Genomic DNA, 12,649 nt, shown 5'->3' on the forward strand with positions numbered 1-12,649 from the left:
TGCTCTCTATATTATAGATATAATCTATCTATTATAGTAATAAATAGGTAGGTTTGTATATGTTTTATTTAACTGTTTGCAACCCTTTGATGTGTGCGTCACAAGTGAGGTTAAAGCGCTGTTAATTGGCTCTTTTGAGCATATTTTTTATATGTAGCTTTTCATCAAAGTCGGTTAATTTTTTTAAGTAGCGCACATACTCTGCGTAGTATTCAGGTTTTGCCATACGCGCCTCGATCTCTTTTTGTGTCTCAACCGGCGTTTTAATCGATTGAGGAAAATTGCTGACTACCTCATGCTTGTCTTTAAGTTTCCAACCATATTTTTTAATCTCAGCTGGACTAAACACTTTGACGATATCTTCAAGGCTTGTACTGCTAGTGTCCCGAATACAAAACACGATTTCACTGATTTCTCGGCCGATTTTGTTTTCTGTATAACTAACCTTCAGCGGTGTGTGCTTCTCAACCTCTGCTATGGCTTTATCTAAGACCTTAGTTTTAAAGTCTGTGATTTTTTCATACTTGTCTGTGCAGTTGAATTTTTGGCGCAGATACGCAACTGAGTACGCTTTTTTACCACTCTGCAAGTGTAAACAGCTACTGACAAGCTCGAACATTAAAATACCGTAAGAGCCCAGCTCCACGATATAGCGCCTCTCGTACTTCGTGAACGTATTTGACTTATCAAATACAGTTAACATCTCAGTCACTGTATCTGTCAACGTCACCGCTATTCGCCCTTGACCCTTTAGATACTCACACTCAGCAACCCAACTGCTACCTTTTCTATTGACGACCTCATCTGCTTTGAAATCATAAAACCAAAACGCTTTTTGTAGCAAACTATCCGATAACTCACTTAGCAGCTGGTATGTACCATCTTTTTCGAGCCCATATTCTTTGGCAAACTCTGAAGCTGTCAACATAAACGTCCGCTGATTAGCATTTTTATCAACGGCAGCTCGAACCTTTGGCGATAAAAGCATGATCAGTCGTCTCTCGTTATGCGTCAAATCTGTAATCGCGTTTAATAATCTGTTTTGTAGCACAATCCAATTCGGTCCATAAACCCAGTTGCTATCGTCTTTTTTATCGGATGTTGTACTACTGGCATCTGAGCTTGCATTTTGAGGGGATTGTATAGGCTTTTGAATCTCTTCTTCAAAAGGTAATACCTCAAAATCAAAGTCAATAGGAATGGGCTCAATAATCTCAATAGAGGCGTTGAAATCATTTCTTGTGTATCTAATATGATTGATTAAAGCCTCACGCTCCTCTGGTGTCAGCGGTTTTTCAACGCGTACCCTGATTGTATGGCCAAAGTCTTGCCTAAGCTTGTCTTGAAAACCCTGCATTTCTTCAGGTGTCATACCCTAACCTATTTGTTTGGTTTTAACTAATATAACATATATGACGAAAAATTTTATAATTTTTCGTCATATACAAGGTATTTGTCTACCTAAAACAAGCTAAATGTCTACCTATACACTAAAACAACAAGGTATTTGTCTACCTATAACAAGGTTAACGTCGTCATTTAAATAAAAAAAATCCCCTGTAATACTTATAAATGAAGCGCTACAGAGGATTGGCGAAAAACGTATAAATCTGTTAAATCTGTATATATAAATTCAAAATAATATACGTGTATTTTTAGGTAAGAATAAAACAGCAACTATTTTATTCTGTGGTAACGTGATCAGAGGTATAGTCACCATTAGCAATTATATGGCGTCGTATGACCACATAAGGTTTGTTGTCGAATGTTTAGGTCGAAGTACTAACCAATACATTTAGACGTCTCTACAGAGCTTTCTCGTTCGTTTTAGGACACATAGCCAGAATGGAAAATAAAAAAGTGCCTGATTCTTAGGATCAAGCACTTTTGTGAACTAACACTGTTTACTTAATAATGATATCGGCACTGAACGATGATAATGGCATCATCTTGAACCTCATAAACCAGTCTATGCTCTTGATCAATGCGACGCGACCAATAGCCTGCCAGATCGTGTTTGAGTGGTTCAGGTTTACCAATACCCTCAAATGGATCACGTTTGATGGCTTTAATCAGCTTACTTATTTGCTTGACCTTCTCTTTGCTGGTTTTTTGCCAGTATTCGTAGTCCTCCCACGCATCCTGTGTCCAAGATAAGATCAAGCGTCCACCTCATCATCACAAGTCAATAATGCGTCATCCGTATTGATGTCACTGTCACGCTCGATTAAACGACCCGCCTTAGCATCGGCTATAGAGCGTCTGAGGCGCTTGGCATTAGTGGGGCTTTTTAGCAGATGAAGCGTTTCCTCATATGAATTAAACTCTTCTAAGCTCATGAGTACCGCAGGTTTGGCATTTTGTCTAGTAATCACGATCGGCGATTTGTCGGTATCTACCTTATCGATATATTTGGCTAGGCCCTTTCTAAAATCAGTGTAGTTCACAACATCCATAACGATTACTCCGTGTTTGGTCATATTTATTTGTATGACTGATATTATATACCATAGCTGTACTTATATCTGTACAGTTATTTTTATACTGATTTATTTGTGGCGCTGGCCGCTCAATTCATAATCACCAGCAGAAGTTTTTGGCGGCGTATTAAGATTAGAGGGTTTTTGATAATCAAAGGATAACGGCACGGTATTGGTTTGCGCCACTTGAGTTAAGAACAATTTGATTGCTTGAGACGGTGTTAATCCATAGCTTTCAAACACGGCAAAGGCGCTATCCTTGAGCTCTTGATCGAGCCTGATATTATAATTGGTTGTCGTCATGGCATTACAAATGGCTTATATATGTACGTACAATATAAACCATTTGTAATGCCAAAACTACTAAGCATGCTTTTTTCATATTATGATTTCTGCTTAGGGAACGTATAGCCTATCGCCAGTAAGTGCTTTTTGTGGGTCTTTAAAAAAGCCTCATCTCTTAATTGAGTGTGTAACCAACTAATAACTTCTTGAGTGCTTTTACCTGATGGTGCGTAACTACCAAACGGTGAGTAGTTAGCCAACAAAGGGGCAAAACGATCAATTTGCTTAACGGTTAGAGGTGGGATATCTCTATCCTCATTATTCTGATTTAGGCCCTCCTGTCCTTTTTTCTTAGTTGGCTTGGCCTTGACGGTGAATGTCAAACCTGTAACTGTGCGTCCACGTTTGATGTTTTCATAGGTGATTTTGATGTCGGTTTTCTGATTAATTTCTTTTATGGGCCCATCAACTGCATTCTCTTTCAAATTGTTGATGCGCTCATACGACTTAGGCGTGCCAAGTTCTTGCCTATATTGATCTAAAGTCATAGAAAAACCACCCTTCCCCTCAGACTTTTTTGCTAGATGGTAAAGGTCTAACGAGTAAGTCAATTTGAGGTTTAAGATATCTTCTTTTAAATATTTAGTGTAAGGGTTGAGCTTATCAAAAACCTGAAGTAAGTATATTACCTCATCTGTAAAATGCATCGATATATAGCCATCTGCATATTTCGACCTGATTAGCCATTGAACCTCTGTATCATCACCATCCTTATCCTCATAAATGAATGTACGCTTCATTAATTTTTTGCTAGCTGATTTCATTTGCTTATAAGCCGAGTTTCTATCTATTCCGCTAAGCTTAGCAAATTCAGAAGACGCAACCTCTATCGGTGTTTTTTCAGTAGCATTATTAACCCTAACCAATGGGCTCGCTAGAATAATGATGCGCTTCTCATCAATAGACATCTCTCTAAAAGCTTGAGTAATTTTATTCTGCATAACAATCCATTTTTCAGGATATTTTTTTTCGTATAGCTCGACATCATTCATTATGACAACCTCATTATGCTAGTTACTTTAAGATACTAGCATAATGCGGGATAAAAGTAGCATTTAAACGGGATAAAAGTAGCATAATGCGGGATAAAAGTAGCATAATGCGGGATAAAAGTAGCATAATAGAGTGCGTAACCCTTTAATAGCAAAGCTTACAGACTGTCTAAAAGTCTTTAAAAGTTTTTAAAAGTAAAAAATATATTTTTATTTTAAATAATAAGGAAAAAACCAACGGATTTAAGATGATAATATGAGCGACCAATCACTTATAAAACTGATCAGTAGCTCAGAATGCAATTGTCCATTTACTTAATGTTATTCCACGTTCGCATGGTTCGGATCAAGCTTAGATCTTTGAAGATCTTCAAAAGCATGGTCAAAGATATTTTGAATATCTTCATCTGTCATTCTGGACAACCCTGTTTTTACATTCTCAATATCAGTCTCGTTTTTTGTAGATAGTTTGTCTTGATTTTCAGTAGCCATTATCGATACCCCTGTAAGCACTTATCAAATCGTTGTCAAAAAGCCTAAAAACCACTCTTGTATGCGCTTTATAATCCTTCCGATACGATGGTAGCTAAAGTTATTTTAAAACGCTTAAAACAGCTGATAATCGCCTCCTAACCTTTCGCTAATTAGCAAACGATCCAGCTGTAACGGTAATTTGGCGATTTCGAGTAGCTACTGTGATGATGAATAAATATCAAGCAATGAACCGTGGTCACTGTCCTGACTGTTTTTAGGTGGTGTAAAGCTGCTTGGTGTTTCCTTAGCTTCACTTTGCATCTTATGAGCAATTGACTTTAAAAACTCACGGTGCTTTTTCAAACGGACATATTTTTCATTATCGTGTGCGTCTAAAAAAATAGCTTGCAGTTCATGATTATCATCATCGTCTAATGCGTTGGCCAACCACTCCCCCAATATTTTATGTGCTTCAAGCCTGTCCTGATCAATCTCTTTTTTAAGAGCCTGTAATTGCTTAATCTTATTTGCGAATAAATCATCTGATATTACTGACATTACCTCATCCTTTTTTTAGCCAACTATGATAGAGTTGATCCTAGCAGTGTACACATAGGGATGCAAGGTAGTAAAATACACAAGACCACATCGTTTCGTGGGCGCAGTAGTATTTTAACCCTCTGTTAAGAGCGAACTTAGGAGTTTATGTAAAAAAGACCCACAAGGGGTACTGTTTTTTTACATAAACTCCGTCGTTCGGCAGGGGGCGAACCCCCTACAACCCCCAAAAAATCATCTCTCAATATTGGGTTTTTTTGCTATGAATAATAAAGGGTTCCATCTGTCGGTTAGCGCCGTTAGTAAGGCGAAAAATCATAGCGTGGTGGCAAAGTCGGCTTATAATTCTGGCTCAAAACTGGTTGATGAGCAGTCAGGAGTCGTCCACGATTACACCAGTAAAGCTAAAGACAAAATCTTAAATTTAGTGGACAGTGATGGTACTAAATACACGCAAGTTATTGAGAAAAATGTAATGCATACGGCGTTGATAACGCCAACTCTTGCTGGGGATCTAGCCGTGACACGTGAGGGTTTTTGGAATGATATCGAACGCATTGAGACTCGTAAAAACGCCCAATTGGGTACTGAGATTGATGTGATGTTTCCTGAGGGGATCACCGCGGATCAGCGTATAGTGCTTGTTGAGCGCTACGCTCAAAACCTATCTGATCGCTATAACGTACTTGTCGATGTGGCCATTCATCGGCCCCACAGTCACGAGAAACATGTGGGGGAGGTTGAAGTGGTTGAGCTGACCAGTCGTAACTTTCATGCCCATATTTTACTCTCAAGCCGTGAGATAGTAGCGGATGTTGAGGGTTATGCTTTATCAGCACGCAAGAATTGGTTGCAGTGGTCAACGGAGGAGCGGTTATCTAAGGGGTTAAACGGACGCGGCGATGAGCTTAAATATCAACGCACCCTTTGGGCGGATATGGCCAATGAGCTACTGCCTAAGAATAAAACCATTAGTGAGAAATCCTACCGTGAGCTGGGCATCAGTCGTTTACCAAAAATGAAACTGGGTAAATCACTATATAAGGATATTCTCAAAGGCAATCGTTCAGTGATTCACGAGTACAACGATACGATTGATGAGATCAATGCTTACATTGAAAAAAATGGTTTAGTAATTGAGTACGACGACAAGGGACGTATTGACCTAGAAAGCAATGAACAAGAGGTTAACGGCGTCACAATACATTATAAAAAGCGTAAACCCTTTGCGCGAATTGAGCTCAGTAATATTCGATTTGTAGATCCTGCCGTTGAACTTGAACCCGCTATCCCTAAAAGTAACAGTCAGACGCATAGTGATGCGGCCAATGATCACGCACTTGATGAGCTTTTAGCAATCTCAGCCGACTTTGTGAGTCAAAAAAAGATGGTACGCAGCGCCTTATTTTCAACCATTGATGCGCTGCATGAAGAGTTAGCGCACCAGTCTAAACAGATTATTACTATTGATAAAAACATTAAGAGTACCCAGCGGTTCACCGAGGAGGTGGGACAGGATTTTAGTGACCCCCGCCAAAAAATGATTGAGCTTGCTAGGCAGATAAGCACAAAAGAGCAAAGTGAGGCACTAAAGGCGGCTTTAGCGTTGGTTGAGGAGTTTAGACAAGATGATACCCTACAAACAGGCCGCGCTGTTAGCCGTCTTGAAGAGCAGCTGTCACAGATTGATAAAACGGTGCTGAACAATAAAACGGTTTTAAAAAAGCTGATCCCGCTTAATAATGAAGTCATTGCTGACTACAAAGGGTTGAAGGCCACGCTAAAACCCTTTGCCGCAAAGCTGAATAAACTGGCGACTGGCTTTAAAGCTCTTGATGAGATTGATATTGAAAAATCCGACTTATCCTTACAGTGGGATCAAGCGTTTTCGGATCTACAAGATATAGACGTCACCAATAACATGGACACTTATCATAAGTTTGCCGCATTTGCAGATCTGGATGTTGAGCGCTTTAAATATCTTCAAAAAGAGCGTGAGGTGCTCAGTACGTTAAAAGCGGTAGAGATAAACGCGGATGCTGATACTCGTTTGACGGCATTGGCCGCTGATGTTAAAGCGTTTAAGACCACCAATAATGAAGACATCAAACAGTTAAAGCAGCAAATTAATACCAGTAAAAAGACTTATCAGCGCTTATCACCGTTTTATGAGCAGCGTATCGCCTTACTGGATCAAAGTGAGGCGGTGATCGTGCAAGATGATGATTTATACGATGAAATCATAAGTACCAAGACTACTCAGTTGAATGCAGATCGGCTTGAGGACTGGCGCAGCCGTACTATGGCGCTGCAATATCAGCTCAACAAAGCGCATGAGCAAGCAAAGCTTAAGAAAGAGGCTGAGCGCGCACGAGAGGAGGCTTTGATCAGGCGGCGAGAAACCTTAAAACAGAGGCGGCAGCAGGCATCTCTTAAGCGTCAGCGAATCAATGAGACCAAAGCATATCGAGATCGATTTGACAATTTAGTGGTACGGGTGCGTAACCGCGTTAATACCCTTGATTTTAAGGCCGTTGATGCACCGATCGAAGTGATCAACGCGGCTGAGGCGGTTGCCGCACAAGCATTTATATTCACTACTCTAAAACACACTGACAGCTTTACGACACTACAAAAAAGTTTACGAGACACCGATGCCAAAAAAATTGCAACGCAGGTGCAGAAGACAGCAACGACGCTATGGCAACAGCTTGAGCGCTTGCCTGACAATCAAGATAAGGTCGAGGTGTTAACGAAAATCAATGAGCGCTTTGAGCACGTTCCTGCTATCACCATAGATGGGGCAACGCTCACACAAACTGTGACAGATCACCTGCAAAAAACGAAGAACGCCATCCAAGCGCATGAACAAGCACAAACACGCCGCTACTCCTCACCACGCCCATTTTAGGCGGCATTATAATAATGAGTACCCCATGAATAAAGACAATAGCAATGAGCAAGACATACACGATCAACTTGTTAACCTAGTGACTTCATTGACTCCGGTCATTGGGGCCTTGCGTGAGCTGATTAAGCGAGCCGATGATGCGGTAGCGAGGCGGCTTGAGCGTTCGCTTAGCGGTATTGATAGCAAGGTGAATGAGGTGTCTTCTGCCATTGAAGAATTAGGTAGTAGCGCAAGCACGACTTCGCAGGCATTGAGTCAGTATCAAGAACTCGTGTTAAAGCAGCTACAAGCGGCAGTGACTGCTTTTACTGACAATGAGATGCCGCGTCGTTATGATGACAAAATAGCAGGCATCATCACCGATATGAAACAGCAGATTGATACGGCTGTAGAGTCGATCGTTACTGCTAAAAACGACAGCATAGAGGTACAAATCAGTACCATGCAAGCGGTGGCTGATAAACTTAGCGCAAGCGCTGACAATCTAGCCCTATTCACCAATCAGTACCAAGCTGGTCATAAGCAGATTATTGAAGATATTGAGACCTTTGAGACCACCACCAAAACGCGGATTGAGCAGGTCGAGGCTAGAGCTAGTAAAGACTTGGACAAAATTCATAAGTCCATTGAGACTATGAGTATTAAAAGGATTGCAGCCGCTGTCGCAGCGGGTACGATGGCTGTGATAATAAGTTTGGTGGCCCTGGTATTTTGGTATGTGCCAAGCTTTGATGAGATTGCAGAGATGAAATACCAGCAAGCAGAGCTACAGCGCGGCATCGATGAGCTTGAAACGGGTTGGAAACAGGCCTTTAATAATGCTCAAAGTGCGCAGTTTATTTTGGCTTGTGATGTTAATAAAGAGCAGCCTGATGCAATCAGCTGGTGCGTTAGAGCAGACAGTAAGAGTGTTTTGAGAGATGAGAGAGGCTTTGTTTATTATAAAATAGCTGGGGTGCCGCGTGCAGAGCCGACTGAGTAAAGACGTATGGTAATAGTGAGCTATATTGCCCAAAAGTGCGTCTTCTAAAACATATAAGACTGAAAAAAGGCTTGTTTGATTGTCGTTATCTTTGTCTATATTAAAAAGCCAGATAATGACACTTTATCTGGCTTTAAGGGTTATTGTTTCTTGTTAAACAAGAAGTCTGTAAATATAAGCTAAAGTGACTAGGCTGCTTGGTCAGTATGAGCTGTGACCAACTCTATAAAGGCGGTTTCAAGGGTGCTTAACGTATAATCATCAATCATAAGACCGTCATCTAGCTGTCGTTGCACCCAGACATAAATCGCTTCATCATTATAAAGGATAGCGTCAACACCAAGTAATGATGCCAGTTGTACGCCCTGCTGTATTTGTAAGCTGAATAACAGCTGAGAGGCTAAAGCTTTAGTCTGTTCACTAAACCATGTGCAGCTGTTGAGCCGCGATAAATTAGTGTTCATAGATATTCTCCTATAGATTATTGTATGTAAATAATGGATAAAATGACCTACTACAGGTCAAATTATACCTATATTTTAATCTATTGCAAGAGAAAATGACCTTCTAAAGGTCTTTTTATGCGTCTAAAGGTGATAATGTCTTATGAGCGAGGGTGTTCACTCAGGCGTTTCACTGCTGTCCTCATTTATAATTTCATATAAATCACCAACATTGATTCTAAGATACGTGCATAAAGACTCGATGACATCTAGATCAACTCGGGTGGCTTCTTCATGATACATGCGAGTAATGGTGCCACGATTGATACCAGTATCTCTTGCGACATCGGCAATTTTAAGGCGTCTTTCGCCCATAATGGTCGATAAGTGACACTTCACCATAGTGGTTTCCTCATTAACGATTGGTGGTTTTTGATTGGTGAGCGGATTATAACGAATATGAGCGGCTAAAGTATTCCTTTTAGTAGCTCAAATTGATATCCAATAGCGGCAATTTACCTAGTAGTAGGCAGTTTATTATGCTGTCTTTGATACAGGACGTCTATCATGATGGATATGCGCTAGTTAGAAAAGGCGATGCTATTTTTACTATGAAGTATTGCTATTAGTAGTGATGTGACGTACATTTTTAGTTATACTTATATACTTATATACTTATATACTTATATACTTATATACTTATATACTTATATACTTATATACTTATATACTTATATACTTATATACTTATATACTTATATACTTATATACTTATATATTCAATGCATGCTACAGGGATCTGTATTTATGAAGGTAATCGCGGTATTAAATCAAAAAGGTGGCAGCGGCAAGACTACCATCGCAACGCATCTGGCTCGTGGCTTACAGTTAAAAGGCCATAGTGTTCTACTAGTAGATAGCGATCAGCAGGGCAGTGCGCGTGACTGGAGAGCGGTTGATGAAGACAATCCGGTACCAGTGATCGGGCTCGACAGACCAACACTTGATAAAGATTTAAAAAACGTCTCTGAAAAAGATTATGTGGTGATCGATGGATCGCCGCAAGCTACTAGTCTGGCTATTTCTGCTATAAAAGCGGCTGATTTTATATTGATTCCGGTGCAGCCGAGCCCCTATGATATCTGGGCGACCAGCGATTTGGTTGATTTAGTGCAGCAGCGTATTGAGATGATGGATGGCCAACTAAAGGCAGCCTTTGTTGTCTCACGCGCCATTCAAAATACCAATATTGGTAAAGAGGTTGCAACCGCGCTGCTTGATTATAATATTCCGGTATTAGAGACCAGAGTGATGCAGCGAGTTGCTTATCCTAATAGTGCTGCCCTTGGTAAGACAGTATTTGATACCGAATCGCCTAGTAGCAATGCGATACAAGAGATAACCGCATTGGTCAGTGAGATTCAAATATTTTTTGGTGAGGAGTAAGCCATGAGTTTATCAGCAGGTCGTCCTAGTAAGAACGTTAAGGATCAATTGGCTTTATCGGATGTGACGGACAGTCCCAAAAAGACGGTACGCGTGAATTTTAATTTAGATGAAGATAAACACATTGCGCTCAAGCGGTACGCGCTTGAAAGCCGAAAAACGGTGACTGAGTTGTTGACTGAAATGATTGAGGAAAAATTGGTTGAGCGATAGGTATAAAAAATTCGTTTTTCTATACCTAAAAAAAGGATATGTATAAAAAACTCAAAAAACTATATATATCATCGAACGCTGTGTACCTTTCTAGTATCATCAGATGCTTGTTTTCTTAAGCCAGACGTAGAAGCAAGCTGCAAAAAAAATGCCCATGGCAAAACAAGCACTGTTTCCTATATCAGTACCATATAATAGAACCAAAAACGGTTAGCAGTGCTAAGGTATATTGCCCTTAATCAAAGCGTACTCAATAACGATTTAAGTTACACAAAATATAAGGGGCTTCTAGCCCCATCATTATTCTGAACCGCCCCGAGATTGTCGGAGACTCAACTTTCTGAGAGAATACGACAATGAAAAGACAAACCTACACTCCTGAGATTAAAAAACGCGCCGTTCGCATGCTGATTGAAGCATTAAACGATTACACCTCTATGTGGTCAACCATTCAAGTTATAGTACTGAAAATAGAATCTACTTTTGGAACATTGTGGTCATGTCATAAAAAGCGCACTAATGAAACCATACTAACCAACATTCAAGACTAAGCTACACATACTAAAGAGCTTGAACGTGAAAATAAGAAGCTTACGTAAGCCAGTTAGATTACAGTAAAAGCCGCTTTTTTCGCCCAAGGAGAGATAGGACATACAATCCAGTTGTGGCTCAGTTTATTGATAACAATAAGTGTGTCTACGGTATTAGAGCAATATTGACTGTGCAATATAGAAGATATGCAATAAAATTATTTTCTACCTTTAATAAAATGCAGCAACCTAAACAAGGGTAAATTATGAGTAATTCAGATAACCACAGTCATCAAGCTCCAGACCCTAAAAATATGAATAAAGCTTTTTATATTGGGATTGGTCTAAATTCTGCATTTACGCTCATCGAGTTTATAGTGGGCTATTCAACTAATTCATTAGCTTTAATCGCAGACGCTAGCCACAACTTAAGTGATGTTGCCAGTTTAATAATCTCGTTAATTGGAATGAAATTAGCACAGAAAGCATCTACTACGCTTTATACCTATGGCTACAAAAAAGCTTCTATAATGGCGTCTCTTATTAACGCCATATTGTTAGTTACAATCGTTATAGGTATTGCGTATGAGGCCTTGGGTCGATTTGATACGATACCGGAAGTTGCAGGAAAAGTTATTATTATTACAGCTCTAATAGGTGTATTTATAAATACTGTTTCTGCTTTTGCATTCTACAAAGGTCAAAAAGACGATATTAATATCAAAGGTGCTTTCTTGCATCTAATGGTAGATGCATTGGTCTCTGTAGGTGTCGTTATCTCGGGCATTATTATTTACTATACAAGTTGGAATATCGTTGATCCTCTAGTTAGCTTGATTATTTCAGTCGTTATACTGTTATCGACTTGGGGTCTACTAAAAGAGAGTATCAAGCTTGCTATCGACGGAGTACCTCAAAATGTTGATCTCAGTAAAATCACTGCTATCTTAGAGAGCTATAATTTTATTCAAAACTTTCATCATTTACATATCTGGGCTTTGAGTACCACTGAGAATGCTCTTACAGTTCATATTGTACCGAAGACCGATATAACGTTTGAAGAGACTATTACTATGAAAGAAAACATCAAGGAAGATTTGGCGCATCAGAATATACAACATGCAACTATTGAATTTGGTATTAAGGCAGATGACAATCAAAAATCGCGTGCATTAAATGAAAGTATCAACTAAAAGATGATAGACCGTATATAGCTATCTCTTTTTAAGTATGAGGCGCGTGCTTTATGTCGACATAATTTTTTCAATCAGTTCT

General features: G+C 39.7%; 15 protein-coding genes. 6 read left to right on the plus strand and 9 right to left on the minus strand.

The window, feature by feature from the left end; all coding sequences use genetic code 11:
• Window positions 1–121: 121 nt before the first annotated feature.
• From CXF61_RS00005 to CXF61_RS00035, 7 genes are all read right to left on the minus strand, one after another.
• The gene (locus CXF61_RS00005) at window positions 122–1,372 is read right to left on the minus strand and encodes a replication initiation protein (protein ID WP_165596704.1); all 1,251 of its coding nucleotides are present in this window, start codon (window positions 1,370–1,372) and stop codon (window positions 122–124) included.
• 536 nt (window positions 1,373–1,908) lie between these two features.
• Entirely contained in the window at window positions 1,909–2,163 is a 255-nt protein-coding gene (locus tag CXF61_RS00010) for a Txe/YoeB family addiction module toxin (RefSeq protein WP_025652646.1), read from the minus strand.
• Window positions 2,160–2,456, minus strand: a complete 297-nt coding sequence (locus CXF61_RS00015; RefSeq protein ID WP_165596705.1) for a type II toxin-antitoxin system Phd/YefM family antitoxin — start codon at window positions 2,454–2,456, stop codon at window positions 2,160–2,162. Before CXF61_RS00015 ends, CXF61_RS00010 begins: the two co-directional genes overlap by 4 nt.
• 93 nt (window positions 2,457–2,549) lie before the next feature.
• A complete protein-coding gene (locus CXF61_RS00020; RefSeq protein ID WP_165596706.1) occupies window positions 2,550–2,783 on the minus strand; it encodes a type II toxin-antitoxin system RelB/DinJ family antitoxin in 234 nt (77 codons plus the stop codon).
• An 80-nt stretch (window positions 2,784–2,863) separates the two neighbouring features.
• Window positions 2,864–3,817 carry a replication initiation protein gene (locus tag CXF61_RS00025; protein ID WP_045448300.1) on the minus strand — a complete coding sequence of 318 codons (954 nt, stop codon included), beginning with the start codon at window positions 3,815–3,817 and terminating at the stop codon, window positions 2,864–2,866.
• 321 nt (window positions 3,818–4,138) lie between these two features.
• Window positions 4,139–4,309, minus strand: coding sequence for a hypothetical protein (locus CXF61_RS00030; RefSeq protein ID WP_165596707.1), 171 nt, complete (start codon window positions 4,307–4,309; stop codon window positions 4,139–4,141).
• A 198-nt stretch (window positions 4,310–4,507) separates the two neighbouring features.
• Window positions 4,508–4,849 (minus strand): hypothetical protein, encoded by a 342-nt coding sequence (locus tag CXF61_RS00035; protein ID WP_165596708.1) that lies wholly within the window; start codon window positions 4,847–4,849, stop codon window positions 4,508–4,510.
• A gap of 262 nt (window positions 4,850–5,111) precedes the next feature.
• On the opposite strand from CXF61_RS00035, the gene CXF61_RS00040 reads away from it, so the two are divergent.
• Both CXF61_RS00040 and CXF61_RS00045 read left to right on the plus strand, forming a co-directional pair.
• Window positions 5,112–7,760 (plus strand): MobA/MobL family protein, encoded by a 2,649-nt coding sequence (locus CXF61_RS00040; protein ID WP_165596709.1) that lies wholly within the window; start codon window positions 5,112–5,114, stop codon window positions 7,758–7,760.
• 25 nt (window positions 7,761–7,785) lie between these two features.
• A complete protein-coding gene (locus tag CXF61_RS00045; protein WP_058368518.1) occupies window positions 7,786–8,742 on the plus strand; it encodes a hypothetical protein in 957 nt (318 codons plus the stop codon).
• A 188-nt stretch (window positions 8,743–8,930) separates the two neighbouring features.
• Here CXF61_RS00045 and CXF61_RS00050 read toward each other — a convergent pair whose 3' ends face one another.
• Complete coding sequence (locus tag CXF61_RS00050) at window positions 8,931–9,206, minus strand: hypothetical protein (RefSeq protein WP_058368517.1); 276 nt, start codon at window positions 9,204–9,206, stop codon at window positions 8,931–8,933.
• A 156-nt stretch (window positions 9,207–9,362) separates the two neighbouring features.
• Complete coding sequence (locus CXF61_RS00055) at window positions 9,363–9,587, minus strand: helix-turn-helix domain-containing protein (protein WP_058368516.1); 225 nt, start codon at window positions 9,585–9,587, stop codon at window positions 9,363–9,365.
• A gap of 405 nt (window positions 9,588–9,992) precedes the next feature.
• On the opposite strand from CXF61_RS00055, the gene parA reads away from it, so the two are divergent.
• The 4 genes from parA to CXF61_RS00075 all read left to right on the plus strand — a co-directional run bounded on the left by parA (window position 9,993) and on the right by CXF61_RS00075 (window position 12,567).
• Entirely contained in the window at window positions 9,993–10,631 is a 639-nt protein-coding gene (parA, locus tag CXF61_RS00060; protein WP_101204381.1) for a ParA family partition ATPase, read from the plus strand.
• Between the two features lie 3 nt (window positions 10,632–10,634).
• Window positions 10,635–10,844, plus strand: coding sequence for a plasmid partition protein ParG (locus tag CXF61_RS00065; RefSeq protein ID WP_025652656.1), 210 nt, complete (start codon window positions 10,635–10,637; stop codon window positions 10,842–10,844).
• Between the two features lie 356 nt (window positions 10,845–11,200).
• Entirely contained in the window at window positions 11,201–11,395 is a 195-nt protein-coding gene (locus tag CXF61_RS00070) for a hypothetical protein (RefSeq protein ID WP_140412949.1), read from the plus strand.
• Window positions 11,396–11,640: 245 nt separating this feature from the next.
• Window positions 11,641–12,567, plus strand: a complete 927-nt coding sequence (locus CXF61_RS00075) for a cation diffusion facilitator family transporter (protein WP_165596710.1) — start codon at window positions 11,641–11,643, stop codon at window positions 12,565–12,567.
• Window positions 12,568–12,649: the final 82 nt, after the last annotated feature.

The organism is Psychrobacter sp. 4Dc (assembly GCF_002836715.1).
Classification (GTDB): Bacteria; Pseudomonadota; Gammaproteobacteria; order Pseudomonadales; family Moraxellaceae; genus Psychrobacter.

Coding starts and splice junctions, on each gene's coding strand:
- CXF61_RS00045 (WP_058368518.1), top strand. CDS start 7,786: ATGAATAAAGACAATAGCAATGAGCAAGACATACACGATCAACTTGTT.
- CXF61_RS00025 (WP_045448300.1), bottom strand. CDS start 3,817: ATGAATGATGTCGAGCTATACGAAAAAAAATATCCTGAAAAATGGATT.
- CXF61_RS00035 (WP_165596708.1), bottom strand. CDS start 4,849: ATGTCAGTAATATCAGATGATTTATTCGCAAATAAGATTAAGCAATTA.
- parA (WP_101204381.1), top strand. CDS start 9,993: ATGAAGGTAATCGCGGTATTAAATCAAAAAGGTGGCAGCGGCAAGACT.
- CXF61_RS00020 (WP_165596706.1), bottom strand. CDS start 2,783: ATGACGACAACCAATTATAATATCAGGCTCGATCAAGAGCTCAAGGAT.
- CXF61_RS00005 (WP_165596704.1), bottom strand. CDS start 1,372: ATGACACCTGAAGAAATGCAGGGTTTTCAAGACAAGCTTAGGCAAGAC.
- CXF61_RS00075 (WP_165596710.1), top strand. CDS start 11,641: ATGAGTAATTCAGATAACCACAGTCATCAAGCTCCAGACCCTAAAAAT.
- CXF61_RS00050 (WP_058368517.1), bottom strand. CDS start 9,206: ATGAACACTAATTTATCGCGGCTCAACAGCTGCACATGGTTTAGTGAA.
- CXF61_RS00030 (WP_165596707.1), bottom strand. CDS start 4,309: ATGGCTACTGAAAATCAAGACAAACTATCTACAAAAAACGAGACTGAT.
- CXF61_RS00040 (WP_165596709.1), top strand. CDS start 5,112: ATGAATAATAAAGGGTTCCATCTGTCGGTTAGCGCCGTTAGTAAGGCG.
- CXF61_RS00015 (WP_165596705.1), bottom strand. CDS start 2,456: ATGGATGTTGTGAACTACACTGATTTTAGAAAGGGCCTAGCCAAATAT.
- CXF61_RS00065 (WP_025652656.1), top strand. CDS start 10,635: ATGAGTTTATCAGCAGGTCGTCCTAGTAAGAACGTTAAGGATCAATTG.
- CXF61_RS00055 (WP_058368516.1), bottom strand. CDS start 9,587: ATGGTGAAGTGTCACTTATCGACCATTATGGGCGAAAGACGCCTTAAA.
- CXF61_RS00070 (WP_140412949.1), top strand. CDS start 11,201: ATGAAAAGACAAACCTACACTCCTGAGATTAAAAAACGCGCCGTTCGC.